Here is a 22,321-nt window from a genome sequence, read left to right on the forward strand (position 1 = left end):
AAAATGACAATAAAAATGGCATATGAAAATGATAGACCATAATCACTTCATATGCCATTTTATTTTTGGGGGACATTTACTGAATATCCCAACTTTAAAGATTATTCTTTGTCACGATCCGGAGAAAAACGTACCGGGTCATTGTACTGCTCTTGCAGTTTAGCCATTTCCGCCTTCAGTTCCGTCACGATTCCCTCATATTCTTTCTGACCATACAAATTGTGCATTTCGTGCGGGTCTTCCTGCAAGTCATACAGCTCCCATGTATCAATGTCATTATAGAAATGAATCAGTTTGTAACGGTCTGTACGTACTCCGTAATGGCGTTTCACCATGTGTTCGGCCGGATACTCGTAGAAATGGTAATACAAAGCCTTGCGCCAGTCTTTCGGGTGCTCTCCTTTTAACAAAGGCAGCAGAGAAACTCCGTGCATGTCCGACGGAACTTCCACTCCCGCCAATTCCAGGAAAGTAGGCGCATAGTCGATATTCTGCACCATTTCCGTAATGTCTCCCTTGCGGGTAAAACCTTCCGGCAGACGCATAATCAGCGGGGTATGCATGGATTCTTCATACATGAAACGCTTGTCGAACCAACCATGCTCTCCCATATAGAATCCTTGGTCGGAAGTATAGACAATCAATGTATTTTCCAGCAAACCTTTTTCTTTCAGGTAATCCAACACACGCCCCACATTGTCATCCAACGATTTGACCGTCTTCATATAATCACGCATATAACGCTGGAACTTCCAGTTGGCCAGTTCCTTTCCTTGCGGATTCTTTTTATAGAAGTCATCAATAATCGGGCCGTAGAATTTGTCCCAGGCCGCACGCTGTGCACTGTCCAAACGTCCCAGGAAACTTTCATACACGCTCTTTAAGCGGGAATCCTTGTCCGGACGGAGCATCTTCAGGTCATAAATCATGTCCATGTCCTTTACGATGCTCATTTCCTGTGCCGCAGCTGCTTCACGTCCTTCATAATCGTCAAAGAAATTATCCGGCAACGGGAAAGTCTTGTCTTCATACAAAGCCAGGTTGCAGGTATCTGCCATCCAGTTACGGTGAATCGCCTTATGGTGAATCATCAGGCAGAAAGGTTTCTTCTCATCCCGCTTGTGCTCCAGCCAGTCGATGGCATCGTCCGTAATGATATTGGTAATATATCCGTGCTTCTGGATGGTATCGTTATCCTGTGTAATAAAATTCGGATTATAATAATCACCCTGCCCCGGCACAATTTCCCAATAATCGAAACCAGAGGGCAGACTTTCCAAATGCCATTTTCCAATAATGGCCGTCTGATAGCCAGCCTTGCGCAGCAGTTTCGGGAACGTCTGCTGCGCGCTGTCGAACACACAAGTGGTATTATCATAGAATTTGTTGCCGCAAGAATGTTTTCCAGTCAGCATACAGGCACGGCTGGGACCACTCAACGAGTTGGCCACAAAACTATTGGTGAAACGTACACCTTCATTGGCAATCCGGTCCAGATTGGGCGTTTCCATGTAGCGTGTGTCATAACAGCTCATCATCTGCGCCGTATGGTCATCGGTCATGATATACACAATGTTGTATTGCTTCTTTTCCTGCTTGTCAGCTTGCTGACAGGCAGTGGTCACAGCCGATAGGGTAACCATACCGGCAAGGGGGTAAAGTTTGTTCATAATTTGGTTTTAGGTTATTAAAGTTTATAAAGCGGAAATACGGAGTTTGTAACTCATCGGCTTTTGTGGTATCTGGTATTTCAGCATGGTTTCCGGACCACAGCTTGCGTTACCCAATCCCCGAAGTGCGGCATCCAGATGCAACACTACGTAAGGACGTTTCTCCAGTTCCCAGGTATGCTTGGCATTCATCAAGTCTGCATCGGTGTAACGCAACGCGGAGAACGACACATTACCCTGCGTCTGGATACGGATACCCTTGCCGGATGCATCGGTCAGTTCCAAACTGCGCAAGCCTTCCCGGTTGCCCATGGACTGCGGTTTGACATACTTACCGCCCATTTCATCTACCGTAGTAGTATAACGTCCTACCGGGCAAGCGTCTTTCCGGTCTACGTAGTTTTCCCACGGCCCATATGCATAATAATTTACCTGTGTCAACGTAGAATCCAACAGGCATACCAGCCCACAACGGCGCAAATTGGCAGTCTGCGGAGAGAAGCGTACATCCATATCCAACACACCGTCTGGAGTGAAAGTATACACAATGTTGGTGGCACACAAAGAGCCTCCGCGGGAAGTACGTACCAGTACCTTTCCTTTTTCCACAGTTACTTCGCATGTACCGGCTGCATCCAGCCCGTTGGCCACTTCCTTGAACAAATCATTTTCAATCCAGCGATGGTTATCGTACAAGAAACCGCCCTTATGACTGATAATTTCCTTACCGCCCATGTTCAACTGAATCAGCTGCCCTGTGCTCCTGTCGAATACGGCACGTACCTTTTCATTCGCTACTGAAACCTGTTTCTCATCTTCCCGAACATCCCAGTTGTTTTTCTTTTTCTTCGCAGCCAGTTCCGGCAATGCCGCCCGTTCGGTCAGTTCAAACTGACGGAAGGCCACCTCATGTCCTGCTTCTGCCCATACGGTAGACGACAGCATCCGCACATGCAGATTGACCATCACCTCGTCACCGTTTTTCTGTGCCCCCGACAGATTCACACCCGTCAGTTTCAGACTGAGAGCCACGGAATCGCCCGGAAGCACCGCCTCCAGTTTCAAGCTGTCGGCCCCCACAATCTCTCCATTCTTTACCGTCTCCCATTTCAAGTCGAAGCCGTTCAACGGCAGGAACGCATATTTATTGGTCACCTGGATATTGGCTACATCGTGTGCCGCATCCATACCCAGACACTTGAAGCCTACATATTGATAAATGGCTTTCACCTCCTTCAGCTTCGGTGATTCTTCCCGTGTGGCCGGGACGATACCGTTTGAACAGAAGTTACCCTGATGCGGACCCGGGAAGTCATATCCCGTATGCAAGCGATAAATCCCTTTCTTCATTTCATGAGGTTCGTAAATCGCCTGGTCTATCCAATCCCAGATAGCTCCTCCAATCGTAGCCTTACTGCCTTCTATGCTTTCCCAGTATTCTTTCAAATTACCGATGGCATTTCCCATGGCATGCGCATATTCACAGACAAAGAGAGGCTTTTCGAACGCGCTCACATGTTCCTCCATCCAGTCCATGCTCGGATACATCTTGGAATAGAAATCGCTGAAACGGTTACCTCCGTATGATTTCCCGTCGCGTGTACCTTCATAATGCACCGGACGGCTGTCCAGTTTCTTGGCGGCTGCATAACAGTCACGGAAATTCTCTCCGCCTCCAGCCTCATTACCCAGACTCCAGAAAATGACGCTCGGATGATTGCGGTCGCGCAACACCATCCGGTCGATACGGTCTACAAACGCCGGTATCCACGAAGGCATGTCACTGATAGACTGGTTGGCATGGTCTTCCAAGTCAGCCTCATCCATGGTGTACAAGCCATAATAGTCGAACATAGCATACATCTTGGCCGCATTCGGATAATGCGACGTACGGATGGTATTGATATTGTTCCGCTTCATGGTCAGCACATCCCACAGCATCGATTCGGTAGTCACCGCCCGTCCGTACACCGGATGCGTGTCATGACGGTTCGTTCCCTTGAAGAACACTCGTTTCCCGTTCAGGTAGAGCAAAGAACCTTTTACCTGGATATCCCGGAAACCATATTTCGTAGAAAACGCCATTTCGTCCTTGTCGCCCTGACGCTGTATCACCTGAACCGTGTACAACGAAGGAGTCTCTGCCGTCCATAATGACAGACCCGACAAATCGAACGACACATTGGCCACGCTCACCGGAGAAGAAGGGGCATATTTCACAGCCACCTCCGATTCGGCCACTTTGCGGCCTTCCGGATCCAGCAGACGAACCAGCAGGTTCTTGGTACCCTTCAGCTTGTCACGGTTGTCCAACGACAGCTTCACGTTCATGGTACCACTTTCGTAGTTCTTCTCTTTATCCAGCAAACAAGTGATGTAGTGGTCGCGTACGCTTACCTTCGGTACATTATATAAATACACATCCCGGAAAATACCACTCATACGGAACATATCCTGACATTCCAGATACGAACCGTCACACCAGCGGAACACCTGTACCGCCAACCGGTTCTCTCCTGTTTTCAGATACTTGGTCACATCAAACTCTGCCACATTGTTGGAACCCTGTGAATAACCCACATACTTTCCGTTCAGATACACGAAAGCAGCACTGTAAATACCTCCAAAATGGATGAACGTACGTTTTCCATTCCATCCCTCCGGAAGATTGAAAGTACGCACATACGAACCTACCGGATTGATACCATAGTTCTTTCCACCGTCGTTGAAACCTTTGCGGGCCTGGATATAAGGCGGTGTATTGGCATGCGGATATTCCACATTCGCATAAATCGGACGGTCGTATCCTTGCATTTCCCAGTTAGACGGCACCGGAATGCTGTCCCAACCGGAGAAATCGAAATCCTCTTTGTAGAAATCCAACGGTCGCTGGGAAGGCTCCGACACCCAGTGAAAAGCCCACTTCCCGTTCAGCAGCATATAGGCAGGATTATGCACCTCTTCCCAAGGACGGTCATAAAATGCCTTGTCACTCAACATTGCCTTTTCAGAAGGATAAGGCATATACGTGGCATGACCCACTTCCTTATTTTCTTCGAAACGGGTTTCATCTTCCCAATATACCTTTTCACGCACGGTCACACCAACTCCTTCCGGCATGGGCATATTGCTTAACTGAATCTGGAATAAAGAAAAATCTTTCTTCTCCACAGTCTTCCGGTCGGCCAGTTCCAGTTTACCATTCTTCTGACATACCAGCATCAGCGCAGGAGTATTTGCAGGAATAAGCTGTACAAACTTTCCGTTTTTCTGTATAGTCCAAAGCTGTGCCTCATCACTTCCATTCACTTCTGCTATGGCCGGCAATCTATGGTCTACATCTGCCCTCAGTGCTTTATTATCAAACACGTTTACCAGACGGAAACTTCCAGAAAGGTCATTGACACTCCATTGCTGCCCCTTATCGGTTGCATCTAAAGATTTCAAAACGACCGATACACCTTCCGCATCATAGCCCAGCGCCTTATTTAATGTATAAAACGGGCATAAATTATAAAACCGGTTTTGATCATACCGTTCCTGTGCACTTACATTCAATGTGGTCCATATCAATAACCCCACAATGAAAAAAAAATGATTCAATCTCACCATAAATTCTTAATATTAAAGTGGAATACATACTAAATTCTTCACCTTACCCTTAAATCCCATTTTGGTATCGCCCAACTGCTTCAAAGGAAAAATCAGTGTTTCCTGATACCAGAAACGGTCTTTCCGGTTCCTCTTTTCATTATATATCTCACCGACACGGCCTTCCAGTCTTTCCTGCAACTGACCGTTTACAAACAAAGATGTACCTTTCACATCACCTTCTATCCTCACTTTTGTCCATGTTCCTACAGGCAAACGATACGCATGGAACACAAACTCATAACCGTCACGGCGGAAAGCAAATTTTCCTGTATTCTGCCAGTTGGAAACAAATTCTGAATGCGGGCCTTTAAACAGTATTGCATCAATATTCGGAACGGAATCCGGACACAATTCAAATTCTACCGCATACGGATATCCGATTTCATCCACCTCCGTAGTCACCACTTCCATTCCAGACAAAACAACTTCTTTTTCTGCTCCAACCAGTGCAGTCTGCTTGTCCACCTTAGCCAGCAAATTTACCCCCGGGGCCTCAGGAGTAGCCGCACAAAGCGCCATGAATTGTTCAAAAGGCACTTGACCTGCATTATCTCCTTTCCACATCTTTTCACACACCACCTGCAAACCTGGGAAGGTACGGTAATGCACATCCTGTTCACTAATGCCATTACCCACCCGGTCATTCCAAACTGCCAGCATAGCACCTAAGAAATTGGGATGACGTACAGTCATCTTCGGGTCATCCGCACGCATCATTTCTGGCATCCAGTTTTCATATAGCCATTGATAGTTCAGAAAATCATAATAATAATGTGCTGCAGGAACCAAATACAACAATCCATCACACAAATTCACCACCTTGGCTCCTGCATCCAGGCAGGTCTGTACATCCATCCAATCGTAATTCCAGGCACTTACCACTTTCCCTTTCAAATCGACGGGCGTTTCTCCCTTCATGACGTTCAGACTTCCCCACAAACGCGGCGTCTTCCCATATTTCGACACAAAGTCCAGGTAATGATTCGTGAAATGACGGAACTGTTCCGATTCTTTCTGATTATATTCATCCGTTCCGATATGTACCTCCGGTCCCACAAATACCGGGTCTTCTCCCGACAAATACTCATCGAAAAGAGAATCCACAAAATCATACACTTCCTGTTTGTATAAATCCAGATGGTCCATTCCGTATGCTTTATTATCTGCCGCCAACCGGGGATTGTAATGCGTAAAAGCCAAGGAATGAGCCGGCACATCAATTTCCGGAATCACATTGACCCCGTACGAGGCCGCCATCTTCTGGAAATCCCGGAATTCCGCCTTCGTATAAGAGCCATCCTTTGCTGTCAGTCCCGGATAACGTTCACTTTCCAGACGGAAAGCCGCATACGTCTTGTTCCAGTCATTCCCAAAGAACTCCACAAACCCATTGTCATTCAAATGCACCTGAAGTTCATTCAATTTATAAAACGAAAGAATCTTCACATAATCACGCAAATAATCCATCGTAAAGAACTTGCGGGCCACGTCAATCATGAATCCTCGGTTCGGATACAAGGGAAAATCCGTGGCCTGCCCTTTCATCAGTCCTTCCGGCTGATTGTGAATCATCTGCAACAAGGTGCGTGTTCCCCAGAAAACCCCTTTCGGAGTAGGCGCTTCAATCGTCACTTCGCTTCGGATTCCCATCCGGTAACCTTCGTCACCCAGGGCCTCGTCCGATTTGCCCAGGGTCAGAAATACCGCTCCTTTTTCTTTCTTTCCGGCAACCACACGATAATCCCATCCAAACATCGTTTTCAGGTCCTGCACCAATATTTCGGCACTCTGCTTTAACGCTTCTTCCTCGTCCGAAGAAACGATTACCTTGCCCGATTCCGGCAATACCAGTCTACCCTTGGCCGACTTCCACTGCTGCAAGGCAGGAATTACCTGCGGAACACTTTGAGCCACGGCCAGGCCCAATCCACACAGCCACATCACACCACATAAAATCAGATGCTTCATTCTATCAGATTTAAAATTTATAATTATCATTCCACTTGTATCTCGTCAAAGTAATAACGTGCCGGCTGCCCGGGCCGCATATAATGATAGGCCGGACAAGCTCCAAATCCCTTTGCGGTAACCCGCACGTAGCGGGCTTTCCGCTTATCGAATGTGAAGGTCACGTCCTCCACATAATTCCCGTTTCTGAAAATGGCCTCTTCCGAAAATTCTCGTTGCCCTACCTGAGTAAAGCGGCGATTATCTTCCGATATTTCCACCGTCAGATTCTTAGGCTTGTGCACTGCCATTCCATAATTGGTCAGGCAACCTAATACCACTTTATGTATAGATTCCACTCGCTGCAAGTCTACCGTAAAAGTGGCCGATGAAAGGTTATCCCAGGTACACCATTCAAAATCAGACTGACGCAGACTTCCCCGCACCCCATTCGTCAGCAAAGTAGTCCTTGGATTCGCACCCAGCACCGGCTTTCCCGTCGCCTTATTATCCGAAAGCGACAATGTCAGGATTTCTCCTTTTCTCATATCCCCGACGAACGAGGCACATCGTAAAGTGATCCCTTTCTCCAGACTTAACGGCTCCGTATATACAAGAGAACACATATCAGGTTCTCTTCCATCGAGCGTATAGTGTATTTTCACATCCGTACGCTCACATTCCAGTTTTACCCGCAACTTCCCATTCTCAGGCATCACCGTATGCTGAATATTATACATCGACTTGGCATAAACCATTCCTTTTTTCTCCAAATGTGCCAGGTAATTATCCAGTCCCAGCTGGAAGTGCTCCCAGTTTTTGGCTCCCTTTGGCGACCATGCCACCTCGGCCAATGCGGCCAGACGAGGGAATACCATATAGGTCACATCGGCTGCTGTAGAACAAAATTCCGTCCACATGGAAGCCTGTACCCCCAGCAAATGTTTTTCATATTCCGGTTTCCAGTCTGCCTGTACAGGTTCATAATCATATACCCCCCGCATCGTATTATTTCCGAAATAAGTCAGCGGTTCAAACCACTGAGGCCCCTGATAGCGAATCAGATAAAGTATGCGAGCCGGCGTCATCACGAAGTCCAGTCCCTTATCCGCTGCCTTCAATGCGGCATTGCCGAGCCCCTGCCAGCCTAAAATGACAGCCCCTTCCGGCAGCTGGCTGTTAATCAGCTCGTCCCAACCCATTAGAATACGTCCTTTACTCTGGATGTAGTCGTTCAACCGTCCCATAAAATATCCCTGCAAGTCCTCCACCTCTTCCAGGTGTTCTTCCTGCATCCTCTTCTGGCACAGCGGGCACACCTTCCAATAAGTCTTGGTTGCCTCATCGCCTCCCATATTAATATAAGGAGAAGGAAACAGCTGCAACAACTCATCAATCACATCCTGCAAGAAAGCAAATACTTTTTCATTCCCGGCACAATAAATCATCTCCGGATTACGCCCTCCTAATCCGGGCAGAACCGAAATTTTATCTTTCACTACCGGACACGCCAGCTCTGGATAAGCAGCCAGTGCCGCACACGAGTGGGCCGGCACATCAATTTCTGGAATTACCGTAATCCGACGGTCCATGGCATATGCCACAATTTCCGCCATATCGTCCTGAGTATAAAATCCTCCCCATGTGGCCTTTTCTCCCTCTTGCTGATTCCGACGGTCGTAGAAAGGCTGGTTTCCTCTGTCCACTCTCCATGCACCCACCTGCGTCAGCCGGGGATATTTCTTGATTTCCAATCTCCATCCCGTATCGTCCGACAGGTGCAAGTGTAACGTATTCAGCTTCAACATTGCCATACAGTCCACAATACGCAAGATCTCCTCTTTCGGAATAAAGCATCGTGCCACATCCAGCATCATGCTCCGATAGCCAAAACGCGGTTCATCTTTTATCTCAACAACTGGAACCTTCCATTCTTGATTCGCTAAAGTAGAACTCTCGATATCAGCAGGTAACAATAATCTCAACGTCTGAAAAGCATAAAAGAAACCACTCGGTTCAGATGCGTACACCCGTATGCCTTTCTCTGTCACCTCCAGTCGATAGGCCTCCTTCTTCAAAGTCCGGTCGGTAACCAACGATACCGCCGCATTCGCTGCACCCCTCTCTACGTGAGGAGTAAATCCGGCTGGCACCGTAAACAAATCAGCAAAATCAGCAGCAAGACTTTCCTGTTCCTCATTTTCTACAGAAATAACCGTCTCTTCCGTGAATTGGAAAAAACCAATTCCTTTTTCCATTTGTACGGGAGCCGGAACAAGATTCACTTGATGTTGTGCACGTACATTATCTGCAACGAAAATAAAAGCACTCAAGAGACACCATAAAAACAATCTATTCATAATTCAATTTAAGGCCATTAAAATATAAAATCGAGGTACTTCAAACTAAGAGCAAATAAAATGAAGAGATTCTCTCATACTATTTCTTTAAGGATTTTAAATTCAAACACAAAAATATGTATTTTTCTTCTGATTCAAGCCCTTTACTCCTGATTTTTAAGTCTTAAAAATATCTATTAACCCGTAAAAGTTTTCTATATATCCCATAGAAAGCAAAAAAAATAATTCCTAGCCCATCTTCTTTTTTAAAGCAAGGAATTATTTCCCATAAAAATATCATTTACGGCAAAAGCCGTAAACTATCTTCCACATCAAAACATGTTCACATCACAACCCAGACCTACCCCACTCTTTATTCGGCTTATTTCCCATCCACAGCTCCAGCACACCTCCCCGGGCAAAATCCCGGTGCAGCAACTGATACGCCCCGTACTCCCGTCCATTCAAGACAGCCCGCTGGATGTAGCAGTTTTCTGCCGAGTTGTGGTGTACCACAATCTTGAACGTCTTACCTGAATAATAAGCTGAATCCAACTTTATCGTAATCTCATCAAACACCGGACTGGTAATATCGTAACAAGGAACGGACGATGAACCTCCGTCCAGACTGAACAGCCCCATCATCATCAAGGCACTGACACCGGCCATCTGCCCTTGGTCCTCATCATTTCCAGTGTACCCTTTTTCCGGGGTAATGGCCCCGTAAGTCTGCCGAGCGACACGACGTACCCAATATTGCGTCAGCCAAGGTTTCCCTACGTGGGAAAACACATGGGCACTCGAACATCCCGGCTGGTTGGCGTAACTCACATAACTGAACAAGAAATCAGCCGCAGCCGATTTCCGGAAAGCCTCATCCAGCCGGACAGCCAGACTATCCTCTCCTCCCATCTTGCGGGCCAGCCCTGGAATGTCGTGCGACAATCCGAAAGTAGCCTGCCAGGCATTGGCCTGTACAAATCCTTTTTCTGAAAGCGGGTCGGTATGCAACCATTTCCCGTCCTTCATCCTGGGCATCATCAGTTTCAGGCCCGGATGAAAAGAAGCTCCCCATCCCATAGACCGTTTCAAAAAATAGCGGGCCTCCCGCGGTTTCTTCATTTTTTGTGCCATTTGTCCCAATGCCCAATCTTCAAAAGCCCATTGAATGGTCAAGCCGGCATCGCCCGGACAATATCCGTGACGCACATAAAACGCCAGTTCATCGTCCATGTCAAAAGCCAGCATACCACCCTTCTCATGGTTTCTTTTCATGATGGCAAATGCCTTTTCCGGGTCCCATTTATGACAAATTCCCCGCTGGTAAGCACTTGTAATCAGTGAAGTAGCCGGACAACCCGTCATGATATATGTATAAGCTCCTACCGAGGGGCCACGAGGCAGCAGTCCTCCGTTTTCCCCATACTGAAGGAAGGAAGCCGAGAACTCATCAAGCACAGAAGGATACGCCAGTCCCCACAACGTGTTCAGGTTCCACTGGGTCAGCCAAAGCGCGTCCGAGTTGTACATGTGATGAATCACCTTCCCGTCCTTTCCCTTCGGCAGCATCCTTGCCTTGTATTCTGGAGAGAGGGTATGGATACGAGTCGCCTTCCCTATCCGTGTCCCCCCTTTCAGATAATCCGGATAAGCTCCGTTGATGTCATCTATCTTGTGTCTTCCCAGCAGGACATGCCACAAATCCGTGTAGAACTTTACCTTCTGCGCATCTGTTCCGCCTTTTACCTCTATTCTGCTGAGCCATTCGTTCCATACAGACAATGCACGGTTTCTCACTTGCCCGAAGTCCCAGTGGCTGCATTCCTTGTCCATGTTCTCCCTTGCATTTGCAATGCTCACATACGACACGGCCGTTTTCAGCAGAATCTGTTCCCCAGGTTGCACTTCCTCAAAGTCGGCTTCCACTCCAGCGGTCGGCGATTGTTTGAAAGAAGAACCCGGCACCTCAAAGGCTTCCGTCGAGCCCTCCATCTGCATAATGTGATGTTTCCGCTCTGTCCCGGTCCAACTGTTCAACGTCCGGAACGGACGGTCAAAGCGTACCACAAAGTACACACGGGCCTTATCTACTCCTCCCCATACGCGACCTGTGGTATCAAAATAACCGGCAATCTCCGTATCGCTCACGCGCGAAGCATGTGCATTCACCATCGTGGAGGTAGAAATATGGCCTCCCAAGTCCAGCAAGACTTTTGCTTGAGCAGGTTGGGTATAAGTCAGCCGGTAAAAGCCGACCCGCTCGGTCACCGTTTGCTCTACCCATAGTTTGTATCTGTCCAGAAACAGGCGATGATACCCCGGCTGAACCACTTCCCCGTCATGCGAGAAAGAAGAACTCCATCCGTCTTTGCCTTTTCCTGTATCTACCGTTCCACATACCGGCATCACGTTCAGCCCGGAAATCATCCAGTCGTGCAGCTGGGGAAATCCCAATACCCGCGTCGAGTTATAACTGTATCCTCCCCCTCCCTGGTTGATGTTGCGGGTCAAAGGAGCCGCACTCATCATGCCGAAAGGCAGACTTCCGGTCACAAAAAAGAAATAACGCCCCTTTGCGGTTTCTACGTAGGGATTGACCCAGGACACCTCGTCCGCATACGATTCCGGCGAAGGGTACACTTCTATCTCTGACAACCCCAGATTCTCTCCTTCTCCGTCGGTCACCTGAAACCGCATCCAGCGAATCTTCTTCGCCGCAAAATCAATCACTTTGGGTGCCCCGTCATCAGCAATCAGGTTTACCGTCAGGGATGTACCGTCACTAAAAGACAAGGTTCCCGCTGCCGTATGACTTTTCTCATCCGGACAATCGTACAAGATAACCCGGTTCACACTGACAGGGCGGTCCCAGTCCAACTGAATCCATGGGAAAGGATACACCCGTCCTCTCATATCCAGCCGGCTGCCCGACCGCCATTCTCCGGCATTCAAAATACGGACTTTCCCGTCGGCCACACACTGCGCTCCACATTCCTTGCTTGCCACAGAAGAGCAGGAAACTTTTGCCTGTGGGGCAAGGTTATGCGGAGTAGCACACAATAATAGGGGAAAAACAACCCATAAAGTAAACAAAACTAGTTTCATGTGCATAGACTTTTATCTCTTTTCAATCATCCGATTCGAATTTGTATAAATGCAGGTTCAAGGGTCGAGAGGTTCGGTCGACTGAATCCGGAAGGATTCCTGTAACGGGAAAAACTCCAACGTACGTTCCGTCCGTCTTTTTCCCAAACGATAAGGCACATACCCCAACTCATGGAGACAGCGTGCGTCCATCTGTTCCACACTGTTCAAATGGGAGGCAGAAGAAGTGACCACCGCCGCCTTCTCCACAGGGAAACCATAACGGAACATCAGTCGTGCTGCATTCCGGAAGTTGGTGGTGGTATGCCGTGCATGAGGTTCTATGAGGATGTGGCTTTCCGGCACCTGCCAGACGTCCATCAAGTATTTCTTCATTTCAAAGGCCTCATTATACGGAGTGTGATAAGGATGTACCCGCCCTCCGGATACAATGATAAAAGGGGCCTGATGACGGCGATACAGCAGGGCTGCATAAGAGGCGCGGAGTTTTCCTTCCGGACTGATGGATACATTGGGTTCTTCCGGTCCCGCGCCCAGTACCAGAATGGCCGTATAAGGATAATGCTCCCAGTCTGTCAGGCGTACCTGCGCACGAGCCGCCTTGTTCTCGGTCTCGGAAAGCGGTTCGTAATCCACCGACTGGCAACGGTCGTTCACATCCAGCAACGTACGGACTGCCAGCAGGGGTATCGCATAAAAAGAAGGATGTTTTTCTGCCTGAAAGGCAATATTCTGCTGACAGGCGGGAAGAATTTCTTCTACAAATCGCTGGCTGTGTATATCAAAACCGATTGAATCAATCTGAGGATAATGAGGCTTACGGGCTGCAGCATACACTTCCACTGCATAATTCATGCCCTCCGCATCCTGCCGCCAGATCTTCTCCAACAACGCCGCGCCGCAGTCGTTGTACTGCTGATAACAACCTGAAGGGAGAAGGTGTTCGGTCAACAGTCTATCCAGAGGATTCCCCGTCCGATAAAGGCGGGCCAATGCCTTTCCAGCCTCTTCCACTTCTTCCGCCGAGAATTTCATCGCCTCCACCCGCTCCTGCAATGTCGTTGCTTCTTTCAAGCGCTGCAATTTGGCGGCTCCCAGCTGCTTCAATGCCGAATCATTGCATACCAGGGAATCCACATCTCTCAACTCTTGCAACAACGCCGTAAAGTAATAGGCCTTATTCTCTACTCTTTCGGTAGATACCATGCGGTAATCACGTTGGATTTGTGCATACGCCCACAAAGGAAACAACAACCCCAGGCACCACATCCCGATTCTGTTCATCGCCGGCCCTCCTCTTTCAGATACTGCAGCAAACAAGCCGGACGGTCTGTCTGAATCAGGGAAGCCCCTCTTTCCAACAGCCATCCCCAACTTTCGTCTGCCTGGTGCAATTCTACGGCACGGTCATCGTCGTGTCCTCCATTCAAGGAAGGCCACAGGGCATTCAGCCAGATTTTGGAACCATTGTCCTGCACCTTCTGAAGCAGGCGCAGCACTTCCGGAGTCACTTCTGAAAAACAACATTCCACGGCGACCGGACGCATGGGTTTGTATTCTTCGATGAACTGTTCGGCATCTGGAGCATTCAAATCGACCACCGGCATGTAGGTCACCTTATCCAGCACTTCTCCGTTTTCCGCCTTCACCTTTGCATACGGATAGCTTGACTTGACGACCACCTGGTCTACCGTCTGTGTCTTGACCAGCAGCGAATAGGCATCCTTGAAATAATCATATCCCTTGTCTATGTTAATCAGAATCTTCCCTTTCGCCAGGTTCAGCACTTCCTCTAAGGTCGGAATCGGATGGAAAGTTACTCTTCCCAATCCATTCTTCAAATGAAACTTCTTCAGTTCTACCAACGTATAATCCGACACTTTCCCTTTCCCGTCTGTCGTGCGGTCCAGCGTACGGTCGTGCATAATCACCAACTGATTGTCCTTGGTCTTTTGCAAGTCAATCTCAATCATGTCCACTCCCATGTCAATGCAGTTCTGATAAGCCTGCAGTGAATTCTCCGGTGCATTTCTCCAGTCACCCCGATGGGCCACCACCAGCACCTTCTTCGTTTCATGGCTCTTCATATCTGCCACAAGAGTCTTTGTACGCTCCTGGGCGGAGAGTACAAAGACTGTGCAGAGAAGAAAAAGCAAAACAGTTATTTTCTTCATCTTATTTTTATATGTAAATGATTAATATCCTTCGTTCTGATACATGCCTTCCGGGTTCAACAGCCATTCGTCATAAGGTATCGGATAATAAATATCTGTTTCCGAGAAGTTCTGCAAGTTCGATTCGTTGTAATCGGCCTGATTCTTAGCATGCATGTAATCGACCAGTTCCGACGGAGTGAAGAACCGCAACAGGTCATACCAGCGCTGGTTCTCAAAAGCCAGTTCCACCCGGCGTTCGTGCAGAATGGCCAGTTTCAAAGTAGGGAATTTGCTACTGTAAACAGGATTGTTTTTTGCCGTTTCATAATCAGGCACCCCTGCCCGAGCACGTACTTCATCCAAATACCGAATCGCAGCGTCCGCATTGTCCAAAGCTTCATTCACTTCGGCCAGCATCAATTCCACGTCAGCATAACGCAGGATAATCCAGTCGTTGCCACCATAACCCAATGTACCTGCCGCCTCACTCTTATCGCGGAATTTGGTCACATAATAACAGTTTTGACTGGTGGAATGTCCCACAGAATAACCGTATCGTGCATCGTTCCATCCGTATCCGTTTTCACTTGTTTCAAACTCCTTCACTAAATCGGGAGTGACTTTCAGCATCGGCACACCCTGAGTCGCATAGAGCGAGTTGGTGGTTTCACCTCCCGGCTGTGTATCTTTGGCGATGCTGGAATGATAATCCTTGTCACCTTGTCTGTACACAATCTGGAACAAGATTTCCGGACAGGTCGATTTGTTATCCACATTGAACACCCCGTTGGCAGCTTCCGGATCAAAAGAAATGTCGCTCAACGAGCCAAACTCTTTGGCGGCGTCACAGTGTTCCAGGTAAGTCTTGGCATTGTTCAAGTATTCCGTACGCTTACCGTCGTCCAGAACATGCGCCATGGTCAGATAGACCTTTCCCAGCAAGCCTTCGGCAGCCTCTTTATTGGCCCGTCCCCTTTCGGCTTCCATGTATCCAGGCAGTGCGTTCTTATCCACACCAAACTTCAAGTCTTCTACAATCAAGGCATAAATCTCCGACTTGTCCACACGGTGCGCAGCGGCATTGATTTCATCCGGAGTTGACAAATATTGAGTGACCAAAGGCGCATCTCCCCATTTGCGCACGACATCGAAGTAGGCCAATGCTCGTACGAATTTCGCTTCTGCCAGGTATTCGTTTCGCTGGGCCTCATCTTCAAAAGTGACCTCTTCGGCTCCTTTTATCGCAAAATTGGCGTTGTTGATGGTAGAGAACATGGCGTTCCAATGTGATTTCAGGTACGTATTGCTCGGCAGCAAGGAAAAATCCGTAAACTGGAAAGGTTCACCGGCAGCTGATTGGTTATCCCATCGTCCGGCATTGTCCGAACGTTCCTCGGTATAGGCAGTGCTGCCCTCTCCCATACAATACCCAGACCGCAAAGCCATATAGGCTCCGTTCACCGCACGTTCCACATCGTTCTCAGTAGAAAAATAATTTTCAGCCACAATATGGTTCGGGTCATTTTCCGTCAGGAAATCGGTGCAAGAAGGGAATGTCAATATTCCCATTGCAAAAAGTGATGTCAGAAATATCGTTTTTTTCATTTTTTCCAATCTTTAGAATGTTAACTGAAGTCCCATGTTATACGCTCTCATCAAAGGATATTTACCATAATCCACACCCGGTGTCAAGTTGGAACCATCGTTATAATCCACTTCCGGATTGTATCCTTTGTATTTGGTGATGGTAAACGGATTATCCGTAGCTACGTAAAGACGCAGATTGCTGATGACACCATTCGACCATTGCTTGATCTTCGGGAAAGAGTATCCCACGGTAATGTTGGTACAGCGGAAGAAAGATCCGTCCTGCAGGTAGAAGGTAGACAGACGGGTACTGTTGCTCTGCGTACCTCCACGTGAGGCTTTGTACACCCATCCGTTGCCCGGGTTCTCCGGACTGCGATAACGGTCGTCTACGACGGAATACTGGTTACCGGAACCTTCCATATTGAACAGGTAGTAATCCTGTCCATCCAGCACCTGGTTTCCATAAGAACCGTTGAAAGAAGCACTCACATCCAAATCACGGTAGTTTCCGTTGATATTGAATCCGTAAGTGAACTTCGGATGCGGATTGCCAATCACCCGCTTGTCGTCATCGTTGACTACTCCGTCGCCGTTCACATCCTCAAAATACAGATCACCTGGCTGAAGGGCTACCGACTGTGACAAAGAACGGGGAGGGCCTTGCAACTTGTATCCTTCGGGGAAGGAGTTTCCGTTAGCCTTGTACACGGCATCGTCTGCGGCTATTCCAGCCATATCAGCCTCTGTCACCATACCGGCCACCTTAAAGCCATAAAACATACCGATAGGCTGTCCTTCTTCAGTGATATGGGTCATATAAGAACGTTCGGCTCCGTTGGTGATGATGGTGTTTCCACCCAAAGCAAGCACCTTGTTGCGGTTCAATGAAATGTTTCCACTGACATTCAATCCGTAATCCTTGCCAGTCAGCACACGGGCATCTACCTGAAGGTCAAATCCCGTATTGCGTATCTTCGAGTCGGGCAAGTTGGTCAAGATAGAAGTCGCCCCCGAAATGGCAGAGATAGGCTGTTCAAACAGCAAGTCTTCCGTATAGCTCAGGTAATAGTTTCCTGATACAGAGAGGCGGTTATTGAACAAGCTTAAATCAAATCCCACATTATATTGTGAAGTAGATTCCCATCCGATGGCATTGTCTTTCACACCGCCCGGATACATGGCCGAAACAATACTTCCGTTGCCAAACACCACACCGGCTGGAGAATTCATGATAGTGGCATACTCATAGTTACCGATGTTGTTGTTACCACTCATACCCCAGCTTGCACGCAGCTTGAAGGAAGAAGAGTCGCCCAGGTGGTCTTTCCAGAAATCTTCATTGGAGAGTGTCCATGCGGCAGAAACTGAAGGGAAATATCCCCAACGGTTTTCAGGGCCAAACAAAGAAGACGCATCTCCACGGAAAGAAGCAGTCAAGTAATACTTGTTCTTGAAGTTATAGTTCAAACGGGTAAAATAAGAAAGCATTGTCCAGTTCGACTTGTAAGTATTGTTCAGTTGTATGTCGCTGGGGTCTGCTCCATGTCCGGTCACTTCCGTAATGTGGTCATCTTCATATCCCGTAGCCTTTACGCCCAACACATCAATCATGTCTTTCTGCACGGAATATCCGACCACTCCACTAAAGTTGTGCGCGTCGTTCCAAGTCTTGTTGTAGTTGGCCGTAAACTCTGCCAGGTAGTCCGACTGCAAGGTGGTATTCGCAATGGCGTTTGCGGCGGCCTTGGCCTGGTCGGAATAAGGCGGATTGGCCCCGTCGGAAAGACTCGTCGGACGGTAGAACTCGTATTTCTCAGAATAAGTGTACATACCCAGGTTGACTTTCAAGAACAGGTTCTTGACCGGTTCGTAGGTAGCCGTCATGTTATAAGTATTTCTCACGCCGTTACGACGGATTTTTGTTTCCGTAGCCAATGCCACCGGATTCTCTATCTGCTGAAAGCCATAGTCGCTGGCATACGAGGTCATTTCCCCTTTAATCAGTTGCCCGTTGTCATCGTAACAACGGAAAACAGGGGCATAAATCAAGGCTCCCAGAATCGGTCCCTGATTGAAACGTCCTTCCTGCACTTCCCGGTTCCAGTTACTTGTATTCGAGATAGTTGCTCCTATCCGGAACTTTGAACTGATTTCCGCATCCAGGTTGGCCCGCAGGTTCAAGCGTTTCTGTCCGGTAGAAAGGATGATACCTTCCTGATTCTGATAACCCATGCTCACCTCATAACGTATCTTGTCGGTACCTCCGTTGACTGATACATGGTGACGCTGTGAGAGGGCATTCTGATACAATTCATCCTGCCAGTCTGTATCATACTGCGGCGTGATGACTTCTCCTTTGTCAAAATCATACAGAAACTCCGGAATCATGGCCGCACTATTGGCCGAACCAATCATCTGCGCACGTTCCGCATTGGTATGATGGATATAAGAATCATCCCATGTCTTCCCGGAATTGACCAGGATATTCTTATATGCGTTGTTACGTCCTTCCACCACCAGGTCGGCAAACTGGGCGGAGTTCAGCAAATCAATCTTCTTGGCCAGCTGGTTGACGCTCAACTGGAAATTGTAGTTCACTTTCACCTTTCCTTCCTTACCGCGTTTGGTCGTAATCAATACGACACCGCCGGCTGCACGCGAACCGTAGATGGCTGCCGAAGCGGCATCCTTCAATACCTCGATGGATTCGATGTCTTCCGGATTCAGCATCAGGTCATCGTTGGAAGGATAACCGTCAATTACATAAAGCGGGTCGGAACTGGCATTGATGGAAGCCACACCACGCACACGAATCTTCGTATTTCCGTAGGGAGCTCCACTCACCTGTGAAATCTGTACACCGGACACCTTACCGACCAAACTCTGACCGACTGTCGGAGTGGTCACGTTCAGTTCCTTTGATTTCACACTGGAAACAGCTCCTACTACATCCGTCTTCCGCATGGTCTGATAACCAACCACCACCACCTCATCAATGGTTTTGGTATCTTCTGTCAATACAATGCGCAGGTTGTCTCCTTTTTTCGGCTTGATGCGCTGGGTGGTGTACCCTATATAGGAAATTTCCAGCGTATTTTCATAATTCTGTACATTCAATTTGAATTTACCATCCACATCAGTCACGGTTCCATTTTGAGTACCTTTCTCAAAAATGCTGGCTCCGATGATGGCTTCACCATTCTGGTCTACTACAAGACCCTGTATCCAATCATCCGCTAAAGAACGTGCCTGTCCAGGATCTACAGCCAGTACCATCAGACAGCACATAAAACAAAACAATCTAAAAACTTTTCCCATAATGTTATTAAAGAATTGAAATCTGGCGCAAAAGTATCCCTCGTACATTGCATGCCAATTTCAGGTCAGTTAAATCTGCGACACAATCGGGTTACAAAAAGATTTCAACGCAGGAAAATCTTTGGCAAACCGTCCTTCCATTTTTTATGTTTCCTTGCCGAGAAACATATGTTTCCCGTGGCGGAAACATACGTTTTCCAATAGGGAAACGTACATTTCGCTTATGGGAAACGTAAAAATCGCAACGACAAACAGCAATATTCTTCAGGTCATTTTCAAATTACACACGCTTTATGCTTGTCCATCGGACTTCAATGGAAATAAGATAAGAGGCAGCCAGACAGGACCAAATCGAAAAACTTTGTGTTTCGTTTGTCTCTGCCCTCGCCTTTCGCTATCTTTGTACCCTGTAAGGTTGCAACTTAAAAATAAACTATATACGTATATGGAAAAGAAATTCAAACGGACGACCGTGACATCGGCACTGCCCTATGCCAACGGCCCGGTCCATATCGGCCATCTGGCAGGTGTTTACGTACCGGCCGATATTTATGTGCGCTACCTGCGCCTGAAAAAAGAGGATGTGCTCTTCATTGGTGGTTCTGACGAACACGGGGTGCCCATCACCATCCGCGCCAAGAAGGAAGGCGTCAGCCCACAGGACATTGTGGACCGCTACCACACCCTCATCAAGAATTCTTTCAAGGAATTTGGTATCTCATTCGATGTGTACGGACGTACTTCTTCCCCGACGCATCACCAAATGGCTTCTGATTTCTTCCGCAAACTGTACGACAAGCATGAGTTCATCGAAAAGACTTCCATGCAGTATTACGACGAGGAAGCACATACCTTCCTGGCCGACCGTTACATCACGGGAGAATGTCCGCGCTGCCATGCACAGGGCGCCTACGGTGACCAGTGCGAGAAATGCGGCAGCACCCTGTCACCTACCGAACTGATCAACCCGAAGAGTGCCATCAGCGGAAGCCAGCCAGTCATGAAGGAAACCAAACACTGGTACTTGCCGCTGGACAAACACGAAGGATGGCTGCGCAAATGGATTCTGGAAGACCACAAGGAATGGCGTCCGAACGTGTACGGACAGTGCAAGAGCTGGCTGGACATGGGGCTTCAGCCGCGCGCCGTGAGCCGTGACCTCGACTGGGGTATTCCGGTACCGGTAGAAGGTGCAGAAGGCAAAGTGCTCTACGTTTGGTTCGATGCGCCTATCGGTTATATCTCCAATACCAAGGAACTGCTGCCCGATTCATGGGAAAAATGGTGGAAAGACCCTGAAACCCGCCTGATTCATTTCATTGGAAAAGACAACATCGTGTTCCACTGCATCGTGTTCCCAGCCATGCTGAAAGCTGAAGGAAGCTACATTCTTCCGGACAACGTACCGGCTAACGAGTTCCTGAACCTGGAAGGCGACAAGATTTCTACTTCCCGCAACTGGGCCGTATGGTTGCACGAATACCTGCAGGACTTCCCGGGCAAACAGGATGTGCTGCGTTACGTGCTGACAGCCAACGCCCCGGAAACCAAAGACAACGACTTCACTTGGAAAGATTTCCAGGCCCGCAACAACAACGAACTGGTAGCAGTATACGGAAACTTCGTGAACCGCGCTCTGGTACTGACACACAAATACTTTGACGGCAAGGTACCGGCCTGCGGTGAACTGAACGACTACGACCGTGACACCTTGAAAGAATTTGCCGACGTAAAAGCAGAAGTGGAAAAACTGCTGGATGTATTCAAGTTCCGCGATGCACAGAAGGAAGCCATGAACCTGGCCCGCATCGGAAACAAATACCTGGCCGATACTGAACCTTGGAAACTGGCCAAGACCGACATGGGACGGGTAGCTACCATCCTGAACATTGCCCTGCAACTGGTTGCCAACTTGTCTATCGCTTTCGAACCGTTCCTGCCGTTCAGTTCTGAGAAACTGCGCAAGATGCTGAACATGGAAAGCTTCGATTGGGAACAGCTGGGACGTACCGACTTGCTGGCGGAAGGTCATCAGCTGAACAAAGCGGAACTGCTGTTCGAAAAGATTGAAGATGATGTGATTCAGGCACAGGTGGACAAACTGCTGGCTACCAAGAAAGCCAACGAGGCTGCCAACTATAAGGCCAACCCCATCAAACCGACCATCGCATTCGAGGAATTTGAAAAGCTGGACATCCGTGTAGGTACGGTGCTGGAATGTGAAAACGTACCCAAGATGAAGAAGCTGCTGAAATTCAAGATTGCCGACGGACTGGAAAACCGTACCATCGTCAGCGGAATTGCCCAGCACTACAAACCGGAAGAACTGGTAGGCAAACAGGTGCTGTTCATTGCCAACCTGGCTCCGCGTCAGTTCAAGAATGGACTGGTAAGCGAAGGTATGATTCTCAGCGCAGAAAACTTCGACGGTTCCTTGTCCGTGACAACCACTTTGAACGAAGTAAAACCGGGAAGCGAGGTGAAATAATCCCGCCTCTCCCACTCCATTTTTATATACAAACAGACTCACGCAGATTTCTTT

General features: G+C 48.2%; 10 protein-coding genes. 1 reads left to right on the forward strand and 9 read right to left on the reverse strand.

Annotated features, from left to right (window positions below):
- Nucleotides 1–101: 101 nt before the first annotated feature.
- From OCV81_RS11945 to OCV81_RS11985, 9 genes are all read right to left on the reverse strand, one after another.
- Complete coding sequence (locus OCV81_RS11945; RefSeq protein ID WP_239464673.1) at nucleotides 102–1,643, reverse strand: sulfatase family protein; 1,542 nt, start codon at nucleotides 1,641–1,643, stop codon at nucleotides 102–104.
- A gap of 51 nt (nucleotides 1,644–1,694) precedes the next feature.
- Nucleotides 1,695–5,282: a glycoside hydrolase family 2 TIM barrel-domain containing protein gene (locus tag OCV81_RS11950; protein ID WP_148330204.1), complete on the reverse strand. Its 3,588-nt coding sequence runs from the start codon at nucleotides 5,280–5,282 to the stop codon at nucleotides 1,695–1,697.
- A gap of 12 nt (nucleotides 5,283–5,294) precedes the next feature.
- Nucleotides 5,295–7,292 carry a family 20 glycosylhydrolase gene (locus tag OCV81_RS11955; protein WP_148330205.1) on the reverse strand — a complete coding sequence of 666 codons (1,998 nt, stop codon included), beginning with the start codon at nucleotides 7,290–7,292 and terminating at the stop codon, nucleotides 5,295–5,297.
- Nucleotides 7,293–7,318: 26 nt separating this feature from the next.
- Nucleotides 7,319–9,631, reverse strand: a complete 2,313-nt coding sequence (locus tag OCV81_RS11960; RefSeq protein WP_148330206.1) for a glycoside hydrolase family 20 protein — start codon at nucleotides 9,629–9,631, stop codon at nucleotides 7,319–7,321.
- 327 nt (nucleotides 9,632–9,958) lie between these two features.
- Nucleotides 9,959–12,721 carry a glycoside hydrolase domain-containing protein gene (locus OCV81_RS11965; RefSeq protein ID WP_394802540.1) on the reverse strand — a complete coding sequence of 921 codons (2,763 nt, stop codon included), beginning with the start codon at nucleotides 12,719–12,721 and terminating at the stop codon, nucleotides 9,959–9,961.
- 51 nt (nucleotides 12,722–12,772) lie between these two features.
- Nucleotides 12,773–13,999 (reverse strand): YdcF family protein, encoded by a 1,227-nt coding sequence (locus tag OCV81_RS11970; RefSeq protein ID WP_204432701.1) that lies wholly within the window; start codon nucleotides 13,997–13,999, stop codon nucleotides 12,773–12,775.
- A complete protein-coding gene (locus OCV81_RS11975; protein ID WP_148330209.1) occupies nucleotides 13,996–14,889 on the reverse strand; it encodes a glycerophosphodiester phosphodiesterase family protein in 894 nt (297 codons plus the stop codon). The genes OCV81_RS11970 and OCV81_RS11975 overlap by 4 nt, the downstream gene beginning before the upstream one ends.
- Nucleotides 14,890–14,910: 21 nt before the next feature.
- The gene (locus tag OCV81_RS11980; protein WP_239464670.1) at nucleotides 14,911–16,476 is read right to left on the reverse strand and encodes a RagB/SusD family nutrient uptake outer membrane protein; all 1,566 of its coding nucleotides are present in this window, start codon (nucleotides 16,474–16,476) and stop codon (nucleotides 14,911–14,913) included.
- A 12-nt stretch (nucleotides 16,477–16,488) separates the two neighbouring features.
- Nucleotides 16,489–19,749: a SusC/RagA family TonB-linked outer membrane protein gene (locus OCV81_RS11985; protein ID WP_317259225.1), complete on the reverse strand. Its 3,261-nt coding sequence runs from the start codon at nucleotides 19,747–19,749 to the stop codon at nucleotides 16,489–16,491.
- A 475-nt stretch (nucleotides 19,750–20,224) separates the two neighbouring features.
- Between OCV81_RS11985 and metG the strand changes: the two genes are divergently transcribed.
- A complete protein-coding gene (gene metG, locus OCV81_RS11990; protein WP_148330211.1) occupies nucleotides 20,225–22,267 on the forward strand; it encodes a methionine--tRNA ligase in 2,043 nt (680 codons plus the stop codon).
- Nucleotides 22,268–22,321: the final 54 nt, after the last annotated feature.

Source organism: Phocaeicola fibrisolvens (assembly GCF_025567125.1).
Classification (GTDB): Bacteria; Bacteroidota; Bacteroidia; order Bacteroidales; family Bacteroidaceae; genus Phocaeicola; species Phocaeicola fibrisolvens.